This is a genomic window from Kribbella hippodromi, from assembly GCF_039531045.1.
Lineage (GTDB): Bacteria > Actinomycetota > Actinomycetes > Propionibacteriales > Kribbellaceae > Kribbella > Kribbella hippodromi.
Genome location: NZ_BAAAPH010000008.1, coordinates 212,308 through 235,234, shown reverse-complemented (window position 1 = coordinate 235,234; position 22,927 = coordinate 212,308). Strand labels below are relative to the sequence as shown.

20 protein-coding genes are annotated in these 22,927 nt (G+C 69.3%); 7 read left to right on the top strand and 13 right to left on the bottom strand.

The window, feature by feature from the left end; all coding sequences use genetic code 11:
- Positions 1–110: 110 nt before the first annotated feature.
- Positions 111–1,265 (top strand): MFS transporter, encoded by a 1,155-nt coding sequence (locus ABD260_RS15070; RefSeq protein WP_344234123.1) that lies wholly within the window; start codon positions 111–113, stop codon positions 1,263–1,265.
- Here the strand turns inward: ABD260_RS15070 and ABD260_RS15065 are convergent.
- The 10 genes from ABD260_RS15065 to ABD260_RS15020 form a co-directional block, all read right to left on the bottom strand.
- Complete coding sequence (locus tag ABD260_RS15065) at positions 1,262–2,458, bottom strand: amidohydrolase family protein (protein WP_344234122.1); 1,197 nt, start codon at positions 2,456–2,458, stop codon at positions 1,262–1,264. The two genes, ABD260_RS15070 and ABD260_RS15065, sit on opposite strands and share 4 nt — an antisense overlap.
- Positions 2,455–3,285 (bottom strand): carbohydrate ABC transporter permease, encoded by an 831-nt coding sequence (locus ABD260_RS15060; RefSeq protein ID WP_344234121.1) that lies wholly within the window; start codon positions 3,283–3,285, stop codon positions 2,455–2,457. Before ABD260_RS15060 ends, ABD260_RS15065 begins: the two co-directional genes overlap by 4 nt.
- Positions 3,282–4,235, bottom strand: a complete 954-nt coding sequence (locus tag ABD260_RS15055) for a carbohydrate ABC transporter permease (protein WP_344234120.1) — start codon at positions 4,233–4,235, stop codon at positions 3,282–3,284. Before ABD260_RS15055 ends, ABD260_RS15060 begins: the two co-directional genes overlap by 4 nt.
- Positions 4,236–4,242: 7 nt before the next feature.
- Complete coding sequence (locus ABD260_RS15050) at positions 4,243–5,550, bottom strand: ABC transporter substrate-binding protein (RefSeq protein ID WP_344234119.1); 1,308 nt, start codon at positions 5,548–5,550, stop codon at positions 4,243–4,245.
- A 98-nt stretch (positions 5,551–5,648) separates the two neighbouring features.
- On the bottom strand, positions 5,649–6,848 hold the full coding sequence (locus tag ABD260_RS15045; protein ID WP_344234118.1) for an amidohydrolase family protein: 1,200 nt from the start codon (positions 6,846–6,848) through the stop codon (positions 5,649–5,651).
- The gene (locus tag ABD260_RS15040; protein WP_344234117.1) at positions 6,842–7,954 is read right to left on the bottom strand and encodes an NAD/NADP octopine/nopaline dehydrogenase family protein; all 1,113 of its coding nucleotides are present in this window, start codon (positions 7,952–7,954) and stop codon (positions 6,842–6,844) included. Before ABD260_RS15040 ends, ABD260_RS15045 begins: the two co-directional genes overlap by 7 nt.
- Positions 7,951–8,913, bottom strand: a complete 963-nt coding sequence (locus ABD260_RS15035) for an LLM class flavin-dependent oxidoreductase (protein WP_344234116.1) — start codon at positions 8,911–8,913, stop codon at positions 7,951–7,953. The genes ABD260_RS15040 and ABD260_RS15035 overlap by 4 nt, the downstream gene beginning before the upstream one ends.
- Positions 8,910–9,851: an FAD binding domain-containing protein gene (locus ABD260_RS15030; RefSeq protein ID WP_344234115.1), complete on the bottom strand. Its 942-nt coding sequence runs from the start codon at positions 9,849–9,851 to the stop codon at positions 8,910–8,912. Before ABD260_RS15030 ends, ABD260_RS15035 begins: the two co-directional genes overlap by 4 nt.
- Positions 9,848–10,285, bottom strand: coding sequence for a (2Fe-2S)-binding protein (locus ABD260_RS15025; protein WP_344234114.1), 438 nt, complete (start codon positions 10,283–10,285; stop codon positions 9,848–9,850). The genes ABD260_RS15030 and ABD260_RS15025 overlap by 4 nt, the downstream gene beginning before the upstream one ends.
- Complete coding sequence (locus ABD260_RS15020; protein WP_344234113.1) at positions 10,282–12,531, bottom strand: xanthine dehydrogenase family protein molybdopterin-binding subunit; 2,250 nt, start codon at positions 12,529–12,531, stop codon at positions 10,282–10,284. Before ABD260_RS15020 ends, ABD260_RS15025 begins: the two co-directional genes overlap by 4 nt.
- Before the next feature lie 113 nt (positions 12,532–12,644).
- On the opposite strand from ABD260_RS15020, the gene ABD260_RS15015 reads away from it, so the two are divergent.
- Both ABD260_RS15015 and ABD260_RS15010 read left to right on the top strand, forming a co-directional pair.
- Complete coding sequence (locus ABD260_RS15015) at positions 12,645–13,832, top strand: enolase C-terminal domain-like protein (RefSeq protein ID WP_344234112.1); 1,188 nt, start codon at positions 12,645–12,647, stop codon at positions 13,830–13,832.
- Positions 13,813–14,733 (top strand): 2-hydroxyacid dehydrogenase, encoded by a 921-nt coding sequence (locus ABD260_RS15010; RefSeq protein WP_344234111.1) that lies wholly within the window; start codon positions 13,813–13,815, stop codon positions 14,731–14,733. The genes ABD260_RS15015 and ABD260_RS15010 overlap by 20 nt, the downstream gene beginning before the upstream one ends.
- 39 nt (positions 14,734–14,772) lie before the next feature.
- Here ABD260_RS15010 and ggh read toward each other — a convergent pair whose 3' ends face one another.
- Positions 14,773–16,095, bottom strand: coding sequence for a glucosylglycerate hydrolase (gene ggh, locus ABD260_RS15005; protein WP_344234110.1), 1,323 nt, complete (start codon positions 16,093–16,095; stop codon positions 14,773–14,775).
- A 118-nt stretch (positions 16,096–16,213) separates the two neighbouring features.
- Between ggh and ABD260_RS15000 the strand changes: the two genes are divergently transcribed.
- Positions 16,214–17,614 carry an ROK family protein gene (locus ABD260_RS15000; RefSeq protein ID WP_344234109.1) on the top strand — a complete coding sequence of 467 codons (1,401 nt, stop codon included), beginning with the start codon at positions 16,214–16,216 and terminating at the stop codon, positions 17,612–17,614.
- 64 nt (positions 17,615–17,678) lie between these two features.
- Complete coding sequence (locus tag ABD260_RS14995; protein WP_344234108.1) at positions 17,679–18,221, top strand: helix-turn-helix domain-containing protein; 543 nt, start codon at positions 17,679–17,681, stop codon at positions 18,219–18,221.
- Positions 18,222–18,255: 34 nt separating this feature from the next.
- Here the strand turns inward: ABD260_RS14995 and ABD260_RS14990 are convergent, their stop codons facing one another.
- Entirely contained in the window at positions 18,256–19,593 is a 1,338-nt protein-coding gene (locus ABD260_RS14990; RefSeq protein ID WP_344234107.1) for an aminotransferase-like domain-containing protein, read from the bottom strand.
- Between the two features lie 63 nt (positions 19,594–19,656).
- Between ABD260_RS14990 and ABD260_RS14985 the strand changes: the two genes are divergently transcribed.
- Positions 19,657–20,277, top strand: coding sequence for a DJ-1/PfpI family protein (locus ABD260_RS14985; RefSeq protein WP_344234106.1), 621 nt, complete (start codon positions 19,657–19,659; stop codon positions 20,275–20,277).
- On the opposite strand, the gene ABD260_RS14980 is transcribed toward ABD260_RS14985, so the two are convergent.
- Positions 20,263–20,556, bottom strand: a complete 294-nt coding sequence (locus ABD260_RS14980) for a TraR/DksA family transcriptional regulator (protein ID WP_344234105.1) — start codon at positions 20,554–20,556, stop codon at positions 20,263–20,265. The two genes, ABD260_RS14985 and ABD260_RS14980, sit on opposite strands and share 15 nt — an antisense overlap.
- Positions 20,557–20,784: 228 nt before the next feature.
- On the opposite strand from ABD260_RS14980, the gene ABD260_RS14975 reads away from it, so the two are divergent.
- Positions 20,785–22,911, top strand: coding sequence for an endo-beta-N-acetylglucosaminidase (locus tag ABD260_RS14975; RefSeq protein WP_344234104.1), 2,127 nt, complete (start codon positions 20,785–20,787; stop codon positions 22,909–22,911).
- The last annotated feature ends 16 nt before the right edge of the window (positions 22,912–22,927 follow it).

The window sequence follows — 22,927 nt, the reverse complement described above, 5'->3', positions numbered from 1 at the left end:
TAATGGCTGCTGTTCGGCGTGGTTCCTTCGCCTCTGCGAGGGTGCGCCGCCCTCGGCCGGGGCGCGGGATCGGAAGCGCGGGCCGGGAGGAACTGTTCGAGGTTGCATCCATGACCAACTCCGCGGCCGTCCCGGTTCGCACCAGCCTGTGGCGGCTGCCCGCCGTCCGGCAGCTGGCCGTCCTGACCACGCTCGGTTTCTCGAGCTTCTTCCTGACCCTCGCGTCGCTGCCCTCGTACGCGGTTCGCGGCGGCACCGGTGCCGGATCGGCCGGCGCGGTGACAGCCGTCATGCTCGGCTGCACGGTCGCCGTCCAGGCGGTCGTCCCGTGGCTCGAACGCCGCCTGGGTACGCCGGTCCTGCTCGTGATCGGCCTGATCGCGCTCGGCTCCCCCGCGCCCCTCTACCTGCTCAGCGACAGCCTCGGCTGGCTGGCCGCGATCTCGGCCGTACGCGGCATCGGCTTCGCGATCCTGACCGTGATCGGCGCCCTGCTCAGTACGTCGGTCGCACCGGCCGATCGACGCGGCGAAGCGATCGGCGTGTACGGGCTGTGCATCGCGGTCCCCAACCTGATCGCCATCCCGGCCGGTGCCGCGCTGACCTCGTCCGGCCGGTTCGGGTGGGTCGCCGTACTGGCCGCCGCGCCCTTGCTGGCGATCCCGTTCGTGCTGCGACTCCGGCGCCGCCAAGACGACTCTCCGCACACCAAGACCGCCGCCGGACCGGCCGTACGCTCCGCGAGCGGGCCGGCCATCGTGCTCCTGGTCGTGATGCTCTCCGGCGGCGGCCTGCTGACGTTCCTGCCGATCGCCCGCCCGGACGGCTCGCTCGCCACGATCGCCCTGCTCGTACTCGGAGTGTGCAGCACCGTCAGCCGCTGGCGGATAGGACACATCCATGACCGATTCGGCGGTCGAGGTTTGCAGCCGACGATGATTGCCGCCGGCATCGTTGGCCTGGCCCTCGTTGCCATCGCACTGCAGGGCCACGGACGTACGGCCGCGCTGCTGGCCGGCGTCGCGCTCTTCGGCATCGGGTACGGCGCGACGCAGAGCCTCACCCAGATCGCCGTGTTCGAGCGCACGCCGCCGGAGCAGGCGGTGACCGCGAGCGCGGTGTGGAACACGGCCTTCGATGCCGGCACCGGAATCGGTGCCTACGGCATCGGCTTGCTTGCCGCAACCAGCCTGGAGCTGCCCGGCACCTACCTGCTCTGCGCCGCCCTGCTGGTCCTGACCATCCCGCTTACCAGGCGCCATTAGAACGGTACGTCCGTAGTGGTGACTGTTTGTGCCACCAACTGCCCGCGGTGCCAGACGAGTCGATCGCCTGGCGCCCGGGCGATGGCATCGTCCAGATCCCCGGCGCCCAGCGCAACCACATCAGCCGGCGCACCGGCAACCAAACCGCCCGCGGGCAGACCCATCACGGCGCGTGCCTCGGACCCGACCATGCCGGCCGCGTCCATCGGCTGCTGATGGCCCGCGGTCACCAGCAGCGACGCGATCTCCAACGGATCGCAACGACCCACCAAGTTGAACGGGTCACGGACATTGTCCGACCCGGCCGCGACCCGGACCCCGGCGGCGCGCAGCGCGTCGATCGCAGTCAGCCCACGGGGCTTTGCGCTCAGTACGTCCCGACCTTGCAGGAACAGGTTCGTCATCGGCAGCGTCACCACCGACATCCCGGCCGCGGCAACGGCGGCAGCGATCTCCTTGGCCTGCGGATCAGGCAGCCCACCAAGCGAGACACAGTGCGCCGCCACCACCCGCGTACCGCTCTCGAGGGCCCGTGCCGCGACCCGGTCCAGCGTCACCGAAGCAAGCGATTCGTCGACATGCAGATCCAGCTCGACGCCGCGATCGAGCGCGACCTCGAGACAGGTCTCCAGCGCCAGCTCCGGATCGTCCTCCAAGAACGGATTCCCGCCAAGATGGTCGGCGCCCGCATCGAGCGCCCGGTGCAGCAACGCCCGATGCCCGGCCGCGCCACCGTCCGGTACGCCGGCATGCGCGACGATCTGCAGCTCCACATACGCCGACACCCGCTCACGTACTTTCGCCAGCGCCTCGATCGCGGTCACCCCGGACAACCGCCCAGCACCGATCTGGCAGCGTACGGCCGTGGTGCCGGCGGCAACGAACAAGCGCAGCGCCCGCATCGCGCGGACGGCGATCGCGTCACCCCGCTGGGTCGACGCGACCGCCGAGTACGACGTCATCGCGCCGAGCAGATCACCGGTCCGGTTGGCGGCCAGTTCGGCCGTGAACGCCTTGTCCAGATGGACATGCGGCTCGGCGAAGGCCGGCAGGACCAGCCGGCCTTCCAACTCGACCACCGCTTCACCAGGGCGCGGGGTCAACGTACCGAGCTCGTCGATCAGACCGCCGGCAATCCGGAGGTCCACCGGGAGACCGTCGGCGCCACGGCCGCCGCGCAACAGTTCGGTCATCCCTTCACGCCGCCTCCCGCGATCTGGGTCAGGTACCGCTGCAGGAACGCGAAGATGATCACCACCGGGATCGTCATCACCACCCCGCCCGCGAGCAACTGACCCCAGTCGGTCGTGTACTGCCCGATCAGCGAGTTCAGACCGACCGACAACGTCCGGTTCTCGTCGCTGTCGATGAACGTGTTCGCGTACAGGAACTCGTCCCACACATTCACCACGCAGAACGCCCCGGCCGCCGCCGCACCGGGCAGCGCGGGCGGCAAGGCCACTCGCCACAGCGCGGTGAACATGTTGCACCCGTCGATCAGCGCCGCTTCCTCGACCTCGATCGGTACGGTCAGGAAGTAGTTGCGCATCATCCAGATACAGAACGGCAGCGCCAGCGTCACGTACACGATGGTCAGCCCGGTCCGGCTGTTCAGCATGTCCAGCTCACGGAGGATCTTGTACAGCGGGACCGCCATCAGGACGGCCGGGAACATCTGCATGTTCACCACCGACAACAGCAGCAGCCGGTTGCCCGCGAACTTGAACCTGGCCAGCGCATACCCGGCCAGGATCGCGATCAGCAAGGACAGCGCCGTCGTCACGACCGCGACCACCAGGCTGTTCACCAGGTACACCGGGAAGTTGCTGGTCCGGAACAGGTTCGTGTAGTTCTCGGTGTAGAGCGTCCCGGGCAGGAAGCTCTTCACCACCCCGTTCAGTTCCGACGGCTGTTTCAGGCTGGACAGGACCGCGTACAGGAACGGCCCGACGAAAACCACCAGGGCCACCAGCATCCCGCCGTACAGCCCCAGCCTCCCGAGCCTGCGTTGGGTGGTCACAGTTTGCGCCCCTTCCGTCCCTCGACGCTGAAGAAGTACGCCGTACTGACGATGAACAACCCGGCGAAGAGCACCACGGCGACCGCTGCCGCGCTGCCGAAGTCGAATTCGGTGAACGCCTTGCGATAGGCGAACGTCGTCAGCGTTTCGGTCGCACCGATCGGGCCGCCCTGGGTGAACAGCCAGATTCCGTTGAAGTTGTTCACCGAGTAGCCGACCGTGAGCAGGCTCGCCAGCGTCAGCGAAGTGCGGATGCCCGGGATGACGACGTGCAGCAGCCGTCCCCACAGACCGGCCCCGTCGATCATCGCGGCCTCGTGCAGCTCCTCCGGGATCGCCTGCAGCCCGGCCAGCAGGATCACCGCGACGAACGGCGTCCACTTCCAGACGCTGAGCAGGATCACGACCGGCATCGCCGTCGCCTGGTTCGCCAGCCACAGCACCGGCTCCTGAGTCAGGCCGGTACTCATCAGGAACTGGTTCAGCGGACCGGACGTCGGGTCCAGCAGGTACCGCCAGATGACCGCGACGACCACCGACGGCACCACCCACGGGATGATCACCACGCTGCGGAACAGGGCGCGGCCGGCCAGCTTCTGGTGCATCAGCAACGCGAGCCCGAAGCCGAGCGTCAGCTGCAGCACCAGGTTCGCGAGCGCCCACAGGCCGGTGTGGCCGAGCGCGGTCCAGAACGCGCCGTTGCCGAAGATGGCGCGATAGTTGGCCAGCCCGGTGAACCGGTCGGCGGACGGGTCCGTCGGCACACTGTGCTTGAGACTCGTCCACATCGCGTCGAGCACCGGGTAGCCAAGGATTCCGGCCAGCGCCAGCAGCGCCGGCAGGAGGTAGAGAAACGGTGACAGAGCGGTCAGACGCTGTCGCAAAGGTCGCACCGATGCGGCAGCCGGCGACGGCCCTGCCGGAGTGTGCTTGACCTCGGTCAGAGTCATCGGTCCTCTATTTCTTGGTCAGCTTCGCGGTCGAGTCGGTCGCGGCCGCCTTCAGCGCGTCGGCCGGGGCCTTCTTCTTCTGGATCACCGAGTCCCACGCGTCGGCCATCACCCCCCACTCGATCGCACCCCAGTTCGGCACCGGCGGGCGGGACACAGCGGTAGCGGCCTGCTGGACGAACACTGCGCGGGCCGGGTCCTTGCCGGCGAAGTCCGAGCCGGTGATGTCGGTACGGGCCGGGATCCGCTTGTAGCCCTCCTCCAGCACCTTCTCCTGCTCCGCCGAGGTCAGCCAGGAGGTGAACTTCCAGGCCAGGTCGGCGTTCTTCGCCGCCTTCGTCACCGCGACCGCGTTGCCACCGAGGACAGTGGAGCTCTGCACCTTCTTGGGCATCGGCGCGACGCCGTACTCGAGCTTCGGGTTGCCCTTGGCCAGCGGCGCGATGCCGAAGTCACCCATCGGCATCATCGCGACCGTCTCGGTCATGAACGGCTGCAGGAACTGGTCCCACGAGTCGGTCACCCCGAGGAAGGTCGGCGGGACGACGTTGTCCTTCAGGTACAGGTCGGCGTAGAACTGCCACGCCTCCAGGCCCTCCGGGCTGTCGAACGTCGCCTTGGTGAAGTCGGGGGTGGTGACCTGGCCACCGTTCTGCCACAACCACGGCCAGTACAGGTACGAGCCGTAGCCCTTCGCACCCAGCATGTAGCCGTACTTGCCGCCGCCGGTCAGCTCCTTGGCAGCGGAACGCAGCTCGTCCCAGGTGGTCGGCGGCGCACTGATGCCGGCCTTCTCGAACATCTTCTTGTTGTAGAACAGCGCGACGTTCGAGGTGTCGTACGGGACCGCGTAGATCTTGCCCTCGGAGGTCGCGGCGGCGATGTTGCCGGGGAAGAACTGGCTCTTGATCGGGGTGACCCGGTCGGTCAGGTCGGCCAGCAGCTTGGCCGCGGCCAGCTGCGCGACCTGGGAGACGTCGACGATCACCAGGTCCGGGCCGCCACCGCCGCTGAGCGTGGTGGTGATCTTGTTGATCAGGTCGTTGGCCGCGAAGCCCTGGACCGTGACCTTGACATCGTTCTTGGAACCGAAATCGTCGGCCGCCTTGCTCAGGGCCGATTCGCCACCGGGGACGAACGTCGTCGACGCCCAGATGGTCAGAGTGCCGTTCTTGCCGGAGCCACCGGACCCGCCGGAACCGCAGCCGGCCATGGCCGTGGCCAGGCCGATACTGCCGGCACCGATCAGGAACCCTCGGCGGCTGGCCTTCGCCTGCAGGAGTCCGGGGAGCCTGCCTTCGACGCGTGGACGCATCTTTCAGCCTTCCTCATTCAGGTCGCGAGTCGTGCGACCGGTCGGTCTTTCACTGCTGTGGGTGATGGCCGTAAGGGGGCGCCGCCGGCCGGGGAACGTCAGTTCTGCTGCCAGTTCCAGTCGGACCGCACCTCCTTGCCGGTGCGTTCCGCGATGCCGCGAGTCGCCTTCCAGGCCCGCTCGGTCAACTCGGCCAGGTCGGCCTTGACCAGCTCGCCGTCGCGGACGACGAGTTCGCCGTCCACCAGCACGTCGCGTACCTGCGGGCCCGAACCGCGATGGACCAGCGCATGCACCGGATCGACGAGTGGCGCGAGGCGTACGTCGTCAGCGGCGACTGTGATCAAACCAGGGTCGCCGTCGCCGATCGCCGCGGACCCGTCGGTGGTTCCCATCCGCCAGGCGGATTCGGTGGTCAGCGCGCCCGGACGGGCGGCGGCCGATCCCTGGGCGTACACGGCCTGCCGCATTTCGGTGAACAGGTCGGTCATGCCGTCGATCCCAAGGCACACCCGGACCCCGGCGTCACGCATCGCCAGGACCGGCGCGAAGCCCTTCGCGAGTTTCAGGTGATTCGACGGGCAGTACACGACGGATACCGAGTTCTGCGCGAGCAGCTCGATCTCCGCGTCGTTGACCTGCACGCAGTGGACGAGGACCGTACCGGGTCGCAGGAAGCCGATGCTGTGCAGGAACTCGATCGGCCGCAGGCCAGTCTCGGCCTGGCAACGCTCGACCTCGTCCCGCGTCTCGGCGATGTGGGTGTAGAGCCTGAGCCCAGTACGCTCCGCGGCCGCGACGGACGCCCGGTAGTCGTCCACGGAGGTCTGCCGCAGCGACACCGGCGCCAAGTACAGCCGTTCGGCGGGTACGACGTCGTCCGCGGCGGCCACTGCCCGGTCAAGATCGATCGCGGTACTCACGCCGTACGCGATCTGCCCGCGCAACCCGGCTTCCGCGTGCCCTTCGACGACTGCCCGCAGCATCGCTTCGTCATGCAGCGGGTAGACGTGATCGACAGCGGAGACCACCCCGGAGAGCACCTGCCGGGCGGACGCGAGTGCCGTGAGCGCGCGGTAGTCCTCGGCGGTCGCGGCCGTTCCGGCGAGCCGGCCGGCCTCGATCAGGTCGGCCAGCGCGCTGGTGTCGGAGCGCCGCGTGAACGGCAGCAGCGAGCGCAGGTGGTCGTGCCCGTTCACCAGGCCGGGCAGCACCACCTTTCCCGCCACCGAAAGGTCCGCCGGGAGGTTCAGGTCGTTGGCTTCGGCAACGGTCCCGTCCCGGACCGCGGTTACCACCAGCCGTCCCGTGCTGCTGCCAGCAGGCCGTCCTTGCCCGCGCCGTCCAGTCCGAGGTCGGCCAGGGTCCGGCCGACCTTCCAGAAGTCGGTCTCGGTCGCGATCCCGGCGAGCTGGATCAGGCTGTCGATCGTCGGCGTCGGTACGCCCAGCTCGTCGCCCAGCGAGGACAGCGGCACCAGCGCGTACGGTACGTCCTCGGTGATGTACCGGCTGTTCAGCGCGTCCGGGCCGGTCGCGATCGTGCTGCTCGCGAAGGCCGACGACTGCAAGGTCTCGTGCAGCGTCTCGCCACGCTTGGCCGCGAAGCCCTGCTCGACCAGGTAGTCGGCGTACCCGGCGCGGTCCTTCAGGCCGAGCGCGGCCCGGATCGCGAGCAGTTCCGCGTCCACGTACTCGATCACGCGGGACACCGCCGGGGTCGACCCTTCGCCCCACAGCAGGTACGGAGCCGTTCGGCCTTCGACCGCGCCGAGGTTGCAGATGATCGGCGCGACATGGTCGATCGCGTTGAAGTTCAGGAGCATCGTCTCCCAGACGTTCTCGGCTGGGCTGAGCCACGGCCAGATCGTGGTGACGACCTCGATCAGCCCGTTGCCGGCCGGTAACCCGGCCACCCGAGTACCACCGGCCTTGCGCGAAGCGGTGATCAGACCCGGCGCGCGCACCCGGGCGCCGTACGGGAGGCTGTTCGACTCGGCGATCTGGATATCGAGCTTCCGGTCCGCCCGCCGGAGCGCTGCGGCCAGCGCCAGCGCGCCGCCGCCCTCGCCCATCCAGACCACCGACTGCCCGTCGACCAGGACCTCGGCGAGCAGTTCGGCGAAGGTCTCGTGCCCGAACGCGGGCACCGAAACCAGGATCAGCTCGTTGTCACGGGCCGCCTGCGCCGGGCTGGTCGACGTACCCGCGATCGGCGCCTCGTCGACCCCGTGCCACGGGCACTTCAGCTTGATCACACCGGTGTCGGCGAGTGCCTCGATGCCGCTCGCGAACTGCGGGAAGTCGGCAACGGTCACCTCGATCCCGGCCAGCGACATCTCCATCGCGCAGGACAGGGCACCGGCCCCGGAACCCAGGACGGCGGCGGTTTTCGGCAAGTTCATCGGATCACTGCTTTCGCCAGTTCGGTCAAGCTGTTCGTGGTTTCGTCCAGGCCGCCGGCCGCGGTCGAGAGGATCACCTCGTCGACGCCGAAGCTCGCCAGCTCGGACAGCCGGTCCGCGACGTGTGCCGTCGGCCCGGCGATGGTGAAGGCGTCGACCATTTCGTCGGTGACGAGCGCGGTCGCCGCGTCGCGGTCGCCGGAGCGTACGGCCGCGCGCAACCGCTCGACGTCCGGCCGGTTCAGGCCGTAGATCTCGATCAGTTCGTCGGCGTACGAGCCACCGGCCATGTTCAGGCAGCGTGGCCGCAGCGCATCCAGCGCCCGGCCGCGGTCCTCGTCGACCTGGACGTCGAGCATCACGACGACCCGCGGACGCTGCTCGGTCACGGACACCTGGTCGATCACGTACTCGATGTGGCCGGCGCTCAGTCCGTGCGTGATCACCCCGTCGGAGATCTCACCGGCCAGCCGGAGCATCTTCGGACCACGGGCGGCCAGGTACACCGGTGCCGGCGGCGCGCTGAACTTCAGCGCGGCGTTCTGGGTACGGAACGTGTCGCCGGCCTCGGTTGTTGGGCCTGCCATCAATCCACGGACGATCCGGACGGTTTCTCTGGTCAAGCCGAGGGGCCGTTTGATCGGCGTACCCAGCTCGGTGGCGAACTCGTACCCGCCCGGGCCGACGCCCAGGACGAGACGGCCGCCGCTGATCTCGTTGATCGAACCGGCCAGGCTGGCGAGCAGTGCCGGGTGCCGCAGCAGCGGGCTGGTCACCGCGGTGCCGAGGGTGACGCGGGTGGTCGCGGTAGCCATCAGCGACAGCGCGGCACTGGCGTCGCGATGGAAGTAGTGATCGGCGACCCAGACACCGTCGAACCCCAGGTCCTCGGCGCGCCGGGACAACTCGGCCGCATCGGTGACCGGCTGATCGAGCCGAATCGTGGCGGATGTCTTCACAAAACCTCCAGTAGATGAGCACCCAGCGCCTCAACCAGCACCCCGGCCAACGCCGCCCGCCGGTACGCGGCACTAGCGCGCAAGTCGTCAATAGGCGAAATGTCAGCCTGCAACGCGGCCGTGACCGCAGCCCGCGTCACGCCCGCCGCGGCCAGCGGACGACCGGCCGGCTGCTCGGCGCGAGCTGTTGGGGCGGTTGCCTGCTCGGCGCGAGCCGTCGCCTGTTCGGCACGAGCCGTCGGCTGTTCGGCGCGAGCAGTCGGCTGTTCGGCGTTGAGCAGGGCTTCGGTTTGCTTGCAGCGGATGACGGTTGGTGCGACAGCTCCAGCCGCCAGGCGGACGTCCTTCAGGCCATCCGGCGTTTCTCGCCAGGACCACGCCAGGCTGGCGACCGAGATCGCCAGCGCGCGCCGCCCGGCGATCTTCCGGAAACCCTCGACCCGATCGCTCAAGTCCGGCACCTCGACCGCATGCACCCACTCGCCGGCCCGCAGACAAGTCCGCCGCGGTCCCTGCGCAAACTCTTCAACCGGCACCCGCCGAGCACCGGCCGCCGACCGCAACACCAGCACGGCCTCAGCAGCCACCAACGGCGGCACACAATCAGCGGCAGGCGAAGCATTTGCCAGATTTCCACCCAGCGTCGCCCGGTTCCGGATCTGCTGCGACGCGAAACAAGCAATCGCCATCCGCAACCCCGGCAGCGCCTCCCCCAACTGCCGATCAATCTTCGCGATCGGCGCCAACGCGGACAACACCAGCAACCCGTCCCGCCGCTCCACCACAGCCGGCGCGTCCGCCAGGTTCGTGACATCCACCAGCGTCCCGAAGTCCCGCCCGTCCCGCCGCTGCACCAGCACATCGGTGCCCCCGGCAAGCAAATTCCCCTCGCCCGACACGGTGGCCAGCTCGATCGTGGAGTCCGGCGAAATCATCATCGGCGCACACTCCGGAGCGCCCGCGTGATCGCGCCGTACCCCGTACACCGGCAGAGGTTTCCCTCCAGCGCCGCGTGCATCCGGTCCTCGTCCGGATCAGCCTCCTCGGCCAGCAGCGCGGCCGCCGAAACCACGATCCCCGCCGTACAGAACCCGCACTGCACGGCTTGATTTTTGATCAAGGCCTCCTGCAGCGCCGGCCCCAGCGGATGCTCGGCGATCCCTTCCACCGTGACGATCTCGGCCGCCGCGACCTGCCCGGTGAGCACCAGGCACGAGCACGCCGGACGCCCGTCGATCAGCACCGTGCAGCTGCCGCACTCGCCCATCCCGCAGCCTTCTTTGCTGCCGGTCAGCCCGAGCTCGTCGCGCAGGTAGTCCAGCAGCCGGGTGTCCGGCTCCGGCGACGTCACCAGATGCCCGTTGACTTTCATGACGCCCGCGCCATCAGCAGCATCTCCGGCGTGATCGGCAACCGGTCCGGCCGTACCCCGACCGCGTCCGCCACCGCCGCCGCGACCGCAGCGGCAGTCGGCACAATCACCACTTCGGCCATTCCCTTCGCGCCCATCGGGCCGCTCGGCTCGTCTCCCGCGATCAGCAAGGTGCGGATCTCGGGTACGTCGCGGATCGTCGGGATCAAGTAGTTCTCCAGACTGCGTGTCACCGGTTGCCCATCGGCAAGCCGGTAGTCCTCCATCAGCGCGAAGCCGAGCCCTTGCGCGACGCCGCCCTCGGCCTGGCCGATCACGGCACCGGGGTTGATCGCCGTCCCGCAGTCCACGGCACAGACGACACCCAGCACCCGGATCTCGCCGGTCAGCTCGTTCACTTCCAGCCGGACCACCTGCGCCGACGCGCCGTAGACGAGGTGCGGCGCGTACGTGCCGAGCTCTTCGGGATCGATCAGCCCGGTGTCGCTCACGTCCGGCAAGTGGAAGGTCGCCTCGAACTCGGCGCGCTCGTCCGCGACCAGCTTGGCCGCGAGCGTGGGCAGATCGTCCAGCGAGTGCTCGCCCGCCGCCTCCAGCAACTGCCGGCAGACCGCGCGAACGGCGGCACCACCGGCGTACATGCTGCGCGACGCCGCGGTCGCACCGGACTCGGGAACGAGCTGGGTGTCACCGACAACGACCTCGATCTGGTCAGCGGGCAACCCGAGCGTGTCCGCAGCGACTTGCCGGTACGCGACGTCGATCGCCTGGCCGGTGTGGTTCGGACCGGCCCAGATCCGGATCCGGCCGTCGAGCGAGATGATCAGCCGGGCGCGCGCCGCGTCGCCGCGACCACTGCCCATGCCGACCCCCTTCACCGCCAGGGCGATCCCGGTGCCGCGCCGCCACGGGCCCTGCGCCTTCGCCTGCCAGGCTTTCCGGTCCGCCCACCATTCGTCGCCGGCCGCCGCTTGCAGGGTCTCGGCGGCGCGCAGGCCGGTGGTGATCACGTGTCCGTACAGGCCGTGCCGCTCGCCGCCGCGCAGCAGGTTGCGCATCCGCAGCTCGACCGGGTCCACGCCGAGCCGCTCGGCCGCCTCGTCGATCGCGGTCTCCAGCGGGAAAGCGACCTGAGGTACGCCGTACCCGCGGAACGCGCCGGCATTCGCATTGTTGGTGTGCGCGACCCGCCCGTCATACCGGGCGACGCCCATCCGGTACGGCCCGACCGACATCTCCGCGGACGTCTTCAAAACAAACGGACCGGAAGTCAGGTACGGACCGGTGTCGGCGACCGCGGTCATGTCACTCGCGATGAACTTGCCGTCGGCATCGATCCCGAGCCGCAGCCGGGTACTGAACGGGTGCCGCTTGGCGCCCGAGATCATCGTCTCCTCGCGGGTCATCCGCATCGCCACCGGCTTCCCGGCCGCCTTCGCGAGGACGGCGAGCAGGGTCGGCATCGGGTCGTCGTTCCGGGCGCCGAACGCGCCACCGACCGGGCCGGCGATCATCCGGACGTCCGCTACCTCGACGCCCATCGCGCGCGCCACCTGCCGGGTGTGCAGCCCGGGGTTCTGCGAGCCGCACCAGATCGTCACCCGACCGCTCTCCCAGACCGCGACGCCACCCGGGGTGTCGATCGCGACGTGTTCCTGGGCGGGCGTGAAGACGTCGCGCTCGATCACCGTGTCGGCGGCCTCCAGCGCGGTTTCGACATCGCCGGACGCGAACGAGATCCGGCCTGCCTCGTTCCCGGTCGGGTACAAGGGCGTCGCATCGGGGCTGAGCGCCGCCGCCGCGTCGGCCACCACCGGCAGCGGTTCGAGCTCCACCACGATCGCCTCGGCGGCGCGGCGGGCCGTACCCTCGTCGACCGCGGCCACCAGCGCCAGCGGATCGCCGACCTGCCGGATCGTCGTCGCGGCCAGCACCGGGCCGTTCGCCTCGCTCGGACCGAGCAGGTTGAACGGGACGTCCGCGGCCAGCACGACCGCGCGTACGCCGGCCATCGCCCGGGCGGCGGTGGTGTCGATCCGGAGGATCCGCGCGTGCGGGACCTTCGCCCGCAGCACGGCGCCGTGCAGCATGCCGGGCAGGCGGCGATCGGTCACGTACTCGAGCCGGCCGTCGACGGCCGCCCGCGCCTGGTCACTGGGGACCGAACGCCCGACCATCCGCCCGGCCGCCCCTTCCGGGCGCCGCACGCCACCCGCGGCGACCGCGAGCGTCGGATCTTCAGGCACTTGACGTCACCTCGGGTTCGGGTTGAGCCTCGATGTTGAGAGTGTCAACACTGTAGCCTGATCATCCGGCTTTTTGTACACCTGCTGAACAGATCTATTTTCGAGGTGACAGTGTGAGGATCTCCGGCATCCGCTGCGTCGAGTACGTCGGCGCGCTGCCCGCCGACCGGCCGTTGTGGGACCAGCGCCTGCGCCGCCCGGTCGACCTCTACCCGGAGTACGCCGATCGTGACCCAGAGCAACTGGTCCGCCGCGACGACGGCATGCTCGAGGTTCGGCAGCTGTTCCTGCACGTCGACACCGACGAGGGCCTCACCGGCACCACCGCCGTCCTGTCGAGCGACCAGGCGCACCTGCTGCGGACCACCTTGCGCAACACCGTCGTCGGTCTGGACCCGCTCGCGGGCGCCCGCGTCTGGGACATCGCCTACCGGTCGATGATCCACGGCCGCGCCGGCGCCGGCATGCTCGCACTGTCCGCGCTCGACTGCGCACTGTGGGACATCCGCGGGCAGCACTTCGGCGTACCGGCGCACGTGCTGCTCGGTGGACCGACCCGCGACGCCGCGCCCGCGTACGCCTCGACGCTGGGCGATTCGCTGGAGCCCGAGGCGGTCGCGGCGCGGACCAAGGAACTCCGCGCGCTCGGGTTCCGCGGGTTGAAGTGGTTCCCGCGCTGGGGGCCGAATGACGGGCGCACGGGGGTCCGCAAGGTCGTCGAGCTGGTCGAGACGGTCCGTGCGGCCGGTGGCGACGACCTCGAGATCATGCTGGACGCGTGGAACTCGTGGGACATCCCGTTCACGGTCGCGGTCGCGCGGGAGACCGAGCACCTGCGGCTGCGCTGGATCGAAGAACCGCTGCTCCCTGACGATACCGCCGGGCTGGCCGCGTTGCGCGATCTCGTCGGCGGGCGCACGCAGCTCGCGGGCGGTGAGCACGAGTACACGCACTGGGGCATTGCCCGGTTGCTGCGGCACGCGCCGCTCGACCTGTACCAGGCCGATCCGCATTGGGGCGGCGGGATCAGCGAGATGAACCGGATCGGGGCGCTGATCTCGGCGGCCGGGCGGCAGTTCATCCCACACGGGCAGTCGCTGCAGTGCAACGCGGCGCTCACGTTCTCGGCGTCGCCGGGCTTGATTCCGGAGATGGAGTACTTGCTGCGGCTCGGTCCGCTGTACCAGCACTTCCTCGCTGATCCGATCCGCCCGGTGGAGGGCGTCATCCACGCACCGACCACGCCCGGTCTCGGCATGCGCCTGAAGGAGGAGGCCATTCATGACGTACGCGAACTCTGACGTCGTCGCATGCTTGTCGGCGTACGACGAGGCGCTCGTCCGTGAACTGGCCGGGACCGATCAGCTGCAGATCAGGATCGCCTCCGGCCGCGGCGACCGCGATGAACTGCACGAGCTGGTCCGCGACGCCGACGTGGTGATCGCGGACGCGGCCCGCCGGTACCTGCTCGATCAGGCTGCGATCGCGGCGATGAAGCGGTGCCGCTTCATCCAGCAGCCTGCCGTCGGCTATGACTCCATCGACATCGCCCAGGCCGCGGCGCAGGGCATCCCGGTCGCGAACACGCCCGGCGCCAACGCTCCCGCGGTAGCCGACTGGGTACTGATGGCCATCCTCAACGTGCTCCGCAACCGCACCGGCCTGGCCGATGAGCTTGGCGCGCTGCGGATCGGTCTGGTTGGCATGGGCGCGGTGGCGCGCGAGGTTTCCCAGCGAGTGCAGGGGTTCGGGGCGGAGGTGATGTACGTGGCGCGCCGCCCGCTCGACGTACCCAACGCCCGCCCGGTCACCCTCGACACACTGCTCGCCGAAGCGGATGTGATCAGCCTGCATCTACCGCTCAACGCCGACACCCGCGGGATGTTCGGCGCCGCGGAGTTCAAGCGGATGAAGCCGGGCGCGATCCTGGTGAACTGCGCCCGCGGCGGTCTGATCGACACGGATGCGCTGACCGCCGGCCTCCGGGAGGGGCACCCCGCCGGCGCGGCGCTGGACGTTTTCGATCCCGAGCCGCTGGACCCGGCTTCGCCGCTGCACGATCTGCCCAACGTCTATCTGACGCCGCACATTGCGGCGAACTCACACCAGTCGCGCGTCCGCGTACGCGCCATGGTCGGGGAGAACCTGCGCCGCGTCCTGGGCGGGGAGGCACCGCTCAACGTGGTGAACTCAGTGGGCTAGGACGTGCAGCAGGCCAGGTCGCGGCTGGGCTGGGCTGGGCTACCAGGCTCGACCTAGCCAGTCCAGGGCGACGGCGGCGGTCCAGGACTGGTTGCGGCTGCCCAGCGCGGCTCCGCTCAGCGGGTGGTAGTACTCGGAGAAACTGCCATCGCTGAGCTGCCGCAGTGACTCCTCCCGCAGCAGGCCGGCCAACTCGTCGTCCCCGCGCTCAACAGCCGCGCGCGCGAACAGCCAGTTGATCACCGGCCACTGCGGGCCGCGCCAGTACCGCCGCGGGTCGAACGCCGCATCCGCCGGGGAGGTCGTCGGCGGTACCGCGTGCCGAAGCTCCGGATGCCCGCACCACTCCGGGCCGAGGAACGACTCCCGCTGGGCTGAGACCAGCCCCGGATCACCGCCGCACAACAGCGGCGCGAACCCACCGACGGTTGCTGTCGACAACCACTCACCGGTCCGCACATCGCGATCCTGCGCCAGCCCGGTCGCCGGCGACACCGAGGCCGCGACCCCGTCCCGCGACCGCTTGGCGATCGCCCGCAGCCGATCCGCGGCGTCCTGCCGGCCGACCGTGTCGGCCAGCTCCGCCAGCACATCGCTGGACAGCGCGAGCAGCGCCGAGCTGAACACATCGCTCACCCGGAAGTCGATCACGCGTTGTACCTCGGCGTCGTCGTACCGCACCGAGGCCATTTGGTCGACCAGCCAGATGTACCGGCGGTAATCCAGGTCGGTCGGGCGCTCGGTCGCGTCCTCCACGTGCGCGAGATCGCGGCGTACGAAGGGCTCCATCGCACCGGGCGTGACTCGGGTGTACGGCGCGTCCCAGCGCGGCGAGTTGTCCATCCCGGATTCCCAGCTGTGATGGATCTCGAACAGGCCGGTGCGATCCGGGTCGCGTACGGTCGCGAGCCATTCGTGCCAGGCCAGCCACTGGTCGAGCGTGTCGCGGACGAACTCCGTCGCCATCCTCCGATCCGCCGCACTGCCGTGCCGGGCCGCCTCGACGATCGCGGCCAGCGCCAGGCTGTGCACTGGCGGCTGACAGATCCCCGACGTGGGCGGAGTGGCCGGACGGTTCGGAGACAGCTCGGTGCGCCAGCGCTCCGGGCCGGGGAAGTAGCCGTCGGCGGCGTCGAAGACGATGTGCGGGATCATCCCGGTCTTCCACTGCGCGCCGAGCAGCCAGGACAGCTCGGCCAGCGCGCGCGGCACCGACACCCGGGCCAGCCCGACGGTGATGAAGGCGGCGTCCCAGCTCCACTGGTGCGGGTACAGGCTCGGGGCAGCGACCAGGATCACTCCGTTGTCGTTGTCGCGCAGCACCTGCGCGGCGCCCTCGGCCAGGGTCGCGTCGACGGTCATGGCGGCGACCTCTCTCGTCTCGGGCTTTGGATGATCCCTGGACTTTAGTATGCTGACTGAACGTAACTAGGGTAGCCGTCGTACGTCAAGGCACACCATCGAGGGGACCGATGCGCGCGTGAGCTCCGAACCGCCGGAAGCCGTAGCTGCCGATTCCTCGAGTGCCGGCTCGAGTGCCGGCTCGAGTGCTGGTGGGTCGGCCGCCGGCGCGCCGGCGCCCGGTGGGTCGGCGTCGGCCGGGCACATCTTCGCGCTGATCCGCAGCCGGCCGGGCTGGACCAGGCAGCAGTTGCTGGCCGCGACCGGCGTTTCGCGGACCACCCTCTTCGAGCGGCTCGACCAGTTGTTCCGGGCCAATCTCGTGTACGAGGCGGGCGCGGCCAGCTCCGACGGCGGGCGCCCCGCGCAGTTGCTGCGCTTCGACGACCGCGACCGGGTGGTGCTGATCTTCGACCTCGGTCAGCTCCGCGGCCGGATCGCGGTCGCGGACCTCGCCGGTCGTACGCTCCGGATGGAGACGTTGCGGCTCGACACCTCCCAGCCGCCGGACCAGCTCATCCCCCAGCTGCTCGACCAGGGCGATGCGCTGCTGCGGGCCGACAGCGCGGCCCGGCTCGTCGGCGTCGGGATGGGCATCCCGAGCCCGGTCGACCCGGCCACCGGGCGGCTGCTGGAGGGTACGACGATGCGGCACTGGGAGGACTACGACCTCGCCGGGCACCTCCGCGACCGCTGGGGCGTGCCGGTCCTGATCGAGAACGACGCCCGCGCGCTGGCCCTCGGCGAGGCCGCGGCGACCGCTGACGACGGGATTCTGCTGGCAGTCAAGTACTCGCACGGCATCGGCGCCGGGATAGTTGTCAACGGCAACGTCATCGACGGCGCGAACGGAGCGGCCGGGGACATCGGCCACATCCGGATCACCGACGACGGCCCGCGCTGTACCTGCGGACGGTCCGGCTGCTTGGCCGCGTGGGCGTCCGGCCGGGCGATTCTTCGCGATCTCGGTCTGCACGACCTGGACGACGTGGTTCGTGCCGCGCTCGATGGTGATCCGGTGGTGCTCGATGCGCTGAAGGCGGCGGCGCGGCGAGTCGGTCGTACGGTCGCGTCGATCGTCGCAACGGTGAATCCGGCGCGGCTTGTGCTCGGTGGTTCGCTTGGGCGGCTCGATGTTGTCGCGGGCGTGATCGAGGAGCAGGTACGCGCCGACACCGTCGCCCGGGCCCTGCAGGACCTGCGCGTCACGCCGACCCGGGTCGCCGACGAGAGCAGCACCATCGGGCTCAGCCGGCAGCTGGTCCGCGGCGCATACTCGGCGGAGGCCGTCGATGCGTTGCTGGCGGGTGCCGCTGAGTCCACTGTGCCGGCTGTGTCGGCTGTGCCTAACCCACCCGCTGTGCCCAACCCGCCGGCTGTGCCGGACCAGCCCGGGAAGCGCATCAAGTCCGGCGCGCCGGCCAAGCCGGGGAAGCCCACCCGGCTCGCCGTCACCCGGGCCCCGAGCCCGCCCCGGTGAGATCGTTGGGTGCGCGTGACGACCTCGGGAACGATGCGGCGAGCTGGACGGAGCAGGGCGCGAGATGAATCTGAAGGACGTGGACGTTCAGCTGGGCACCGCGATCAGGCAACTGCGGCACCGCCAAGGCCGGACGCTGGTCGAGGTGGCCGAGGCAACCGGTCTGTCGCACCCGTTCCTCAGCCAGGTCGAGCGCGGCCGGGCCCGCCCGTCGATGCGATCGCTCTTCCTGATCGCCGAAGCACTAGGCACCACCCAGCAAGCCCTGCTGGCCTCGGTCTCGCCGGCCCCTGAAGCCGCCGAGCCGCCGCTCCTCGGCGAAGGCACCCGCCTGTTACTGCACCAGGAAGGCGTCGACGTCACCGAGTTCAGCGAGATCGGCACCGAGTACGAGGAATTCTTCACCCACGCCCGCCCCGAATTCCTGTACGTCGTCACCGGCCACCTGGAACTCGAAACCCGCGAACCCGGCGACACCACCAGCACCTTCACCACCCTCGCCCCCCGCGATTCCGCCACGTACCCCGGCAACACCCAGCACCGCTTCCGCCGCCTCACCCCCGAGCCCTGCACCATCCTGATGATCCACAGCGATCACCACCCCTGACCCACCGGTCACCCCCGCCAACCCCACCGCGACCCTAGCGGGAGGTGTCGGATTCGATTGTTTGGCGGACTTGGTGCAGGGCGGTGCGGAGGGTGGGGAGGGGGACGGAGCCGAGCGCCAGGCGGAGGGCTTGTGGGGGTGGTGGTGCGGGGGCGAACGGTTCGCCCGTGGAGACGGCGATTCGGTCTGCGGCCAGGGTTGCGGCGATTCGGTCCGGTCGGGCGTCCGGCGGTAGCGGGAGCCAGCGGAAGTACGACGAGGCGTGGCGTACTGACGGCAGCCCGGCAAGTACTTCGTCGGCAATCGCCTGTCGGTGCTGGGCGTCCAGACGTTTGTCCTTCTCCAGCCGGTCGACCGTACCGTCGTCCAGCCAGCGGCAGGCGATCGCCGAGTTCAGCGCCGGTGTCTGCCAAGTGGTGACGCGGATGATGCGTTCGAACGTGGGCACCAACTCGACCGGTGCGGCGACGAAGCCGATCCGCAGACCACTCGCGACGCTCTTCGAAAGACTGGAAACGTACACAGTGCGGTCGGGCGCGAAGGCCGCCAAGGGCGGTGGCGGATTGTCGGCGAGGTACGCGTAGGAGGCGTCTTCGACGATCAGTACATCGTGGCGGGCGGCGATGGCTGCCAACCGCGTACGCTGCGGCTCGTCGTACACCAGGCCGAGTGGGTTGTGCATTGTCGGCATCGCGAAGATCGCGCGTACGCGGCGGGATCGGCACAGGCCTTCGAGTGCGTCGAGGTCGGGGCCGTGCTCACTGATCGGTACGGGCGCCAGCTCCAGGCCCAGCGTGCGGGCGAGCACGATGAAGCCGTAGTAGGTGACGGCGTCGACAGCAATCACGTCGCCCGGTTTGAACAGCGCCATCGCTGTCACCGCGAGGCCGTGCTGGGCGCCGTTCACGAGCAGGATGCGCTCGCGGCCGACGTCGAGTCCGCGGCGGCGTAGGTGGCGGGCGACCGCGGCGCGATCCTGGCCGCGGCCGCGATGCGGCTGGTAGCGCAACAACGCGTCGAGATCACCGGCGCCGGCCAGGTCGCGCAACGCCTGTCGCAGCAGGTCCGCCTGGCCCGGCACCGACGGCGAATTGAAACTCAGGTCGACGGCGTCGGCGGCGACCTCCCGTTCGGAGATCCCTTCACCGGGCGTCACTGCAAGGTCGCGTACGAAGGTCCCGCGCCCTTGCTCGGAACTGATCAACCCCATCGCTTCCAGCTCCGCGTACACCCGGGAGGCCGTCACGAGGGCGATGCCTTCGTCCGAAGCGAGCCGCCGGTGCGTCGGCAGCCGATGCCCGGCCGGCAACCGCCCGGCCCGGATCTGCCCGGCCAGGGTGTCGACCAGCGCCTTGTACTTCGGTGTTCTCACACCCGCGATTGTATGCATGACAATTCTTGGACAGTCATGAACTGACCGACCTAGCCTGCCGGTATGCACACCGCGATCCTGACCTTCGACGGCTACAACGAACTCGACTCACTGATCGCCCTCGGCATCCTGAACCGGGTCAGCGCGCCCGGCTGGAAGGTGTCGATCGCTGCCCCGACTCCGCGCGTGACCTCGATGAACGGCGTGACGATCGACGCGACCATCGATCTGGACGAAGCCTGCACCGCCGACGCGGTCATCGTCGGCAGCGGCCGCCGGACCCGCGAGGTGGTCGAGGATACGGCCATCATGCAGACCTTGCGCCAACTCGACGTACGCCGCCAGCTGCTGGCCGCACAGTGCTCCGGCACGCTCGTACTGGCGAAGCTCGGCTTGCTGGCGGACGTCCCGGCGTGCACGGATGTGACCACGAAACCATGGGTCGTCGCGGCCGGCGTGAACGTACTCAACCAGCCGTTCTTTGCCCGAGGCAACCTCGCCACGGCCGGTGGATGCCTTGCCTCGACGTACTTGGCCACGTGGACAATCGCCCGCCTGCACGGGCTGACCGCGGCGGCTGGCGCGATGGACTACGTGGCTCCGGTCGGCGAGAAGCAGGAGTACGTCGATCGTGCGCTGCGGAACGTGACGCCGTACCTGGAGCCGGCGTCAGCGCTCGCATGACAGGCACAACCTGGTCGCCGGGCAGGCCGCCAAGACCTGCACGGAGATCGGGCGCCCGCAGAGTTCACACGTCCCGAACTTCCCCTTGGAGATCCGGAACAGCGCCGCATCGATCTCCGCCAGCGCGTGCCGCGCGCCGACCGTCAGCTTGGTCCTGACATCGGCCCGGGCCGGATCGCTCACTTCGTACGACAGGTGAATGAGCTGCTCGAGCCGGAACTCGCGCTCCCGCTCCAACTCCCGCCGAAACCAGGCCAGGTCCGCCACACTCCGCGTCACCGCAACCACCAGCCAACCTCCCCGTCAGTACACCCGCCCTCCGGTACCCCAACCGGTCCACCTCGAACCTGAGAGCAATCTCAGAGATCCCACGAACTCGCGTTCCACTCCGGCACCGTCACCTTTGTCAGCACTAACAAGCAAAACCAGTTCAGCTCTTCTGTTGTGGGTATGTCGTCCCTATGATGCGGTGCTAACTAAACCGGTATATCTGGGGAGCGTGAGGCGATGACGGATCCACAGCAGGTCTCCCGGCGGACTTTGATCACGGTTGGCGGGGTGGGGCTCGCGGCGGCGCTGGCGGGGATCAGCGGCACGGGGCCGGCGGCCGCGACGACCGGCAGCGGGTTGGGCGCGCAAGCGGATGCTACGGCGCTGGGTACGGCTGCGGTGCCCAAGCCGGGCTCGGGTGGCATTCCACCCGGTCCGTCGACGTACGGGTGGAACCCGGCCGACCTGCTCGCCTTCGACCCGGCTACGCATCCCTGGGGCCCGCATCTGCGCTGTCTGATCCCGCTCGCATCCCGGATCGCGCCGTTCACGCCGACGCAGGCACACCCGGAGCTGGACCCCGGCGTGCAACTGTCGACCCTCAGCTTCGACGATGCCGGCTCGATCTACGAGGGCCGCAACCAGCCGATCGGCCTCGAAGGGCACGTCTACACCCAGCGATTCTGGCCGTACATCGACGTCTGGGGTACGTGGCACGGGCAGGTGCTGCCCTCCGTACCCAGCGATGTGGTCGCCACCCCGGGCGCGCCGGGGCGGAACTACGGCGTCATCGACATCCCCAACCCGGGCTGGACCGAGGCCGCGCACAAGAACGGCGTGAAGACGATCGGCGGCTGGTTCTGGCCGCGTAGCGGGGTCGACTTCGACGAGTTCCTGGTCCAGGCGGCGGACGGCTCGTTCCCGGTCGGCGACAAGCTGATCGAGATCCGCAAGTACTTCGGGTTCGACGGCCTGTTCATCAACCAGGAGGCGACGATCACCGCCGCTCAGGCCGGCAAACTGCGCGATCTGTTCCGCTACCTCAAGGCGCAGGACCCCCACTTCTACCTGCAGTACTACGACGCCGACCTGCCGAACGGCGACCTGGACTACCAGAACATGCTGAACGACCGGAATGTCGGCTGGCTCGGCACGCCCGGCGATCCGACCGTCGACTCGATCTTCATCAACTACGGCTGGCCGTACACCGACAAGGACCTGACCGCGAGCGCGAAGACCGCGACCGCTGCCGGCTTCGACCCGCGCGCGGTCGCGTTCGCCGGCGTCGAGCATCAGCAAGGGGGTTTCAACCCGGCGGAATGCTTCGCCGACTACTCCTACCCAGGACACCCGGGACCGATCTCGGTCGGGTTGTTCGTCGAGGACAACTACTGGCTCGGCGCCGCGAACGACGGCATCGTCATGACACCGGAAGGACGGGCCACCTATCGCGACCTCGAGCAGCGTTTCTGGTCCGGCCCGACCGGAAATCCGGCCAGCTCCGGGCGGCAGATCCCGCGCAAACCGCCGTACCGCCGGGATGTCCTGAACTACCGGAAGTTCGACGGTGTCGCGCATGCGATCGCCGAACGGTCGCCGTACGGCGCGTTCCCGATCGTGACCAGCTTCAACCTCGGCGTCGGCAGCACGTTCTACCTCGACGGCAAGCAGGTCCGGGACAGCGGCTGGGACAACCAGGGCTGCGCGGACCGATCACTGACTTGGCAGTACTGGACCGACGGCCTGACCGTGACACTCGACGAGAGCATCGCGTACGAGGGCGCGCACAGTCTCGCACTGTCCGGCACCGGCGTCATGCACTTGTTCAAAACCGACATCGCCCAGACCGCCCACACGAAGATCCAGGTCATGGCCGCGGGCCTGACCACCGTCGAGATCGGGCTCACCCGGCGATCGGCACCGGACAAGATCACGTGGACCAAGCTCGTACCGGGCAAACCGCGCGCCGGCTGGACCGAGTTCCGCGGCCTGGTCCACAAGAGCAAGGACCCGATCGCCCGGATCTCCTTGCGGACAAGCGGAACCGGCCACCTCGGAAAGGTCCTGCTCGACGACGTCAACGCCATCCACAAGGCCCCCGGCCAAGTCAGCGACTTCAAGGTCGCGGACGCGGGCCCGGGCGCCGCGTCCACCCGGCACCTGACCTTCGCCTGGTCAGTGCGTTCGGATGCGTACGCGTACGACATCCTGCAAACCTCCGGTGACAGTACTCGCTGGCTCGGCCGCGTCCACCGCGACGTCTTCTTCGCCGAGTCGGTCGACCTCACCGCCGGCCGGACCTTCGAACTCGTCCCGATCGGTGCCAACGGCAACCGAGGTGAAGCCACAACGACCACCCTCTGACCAATGCCGGGCCGGC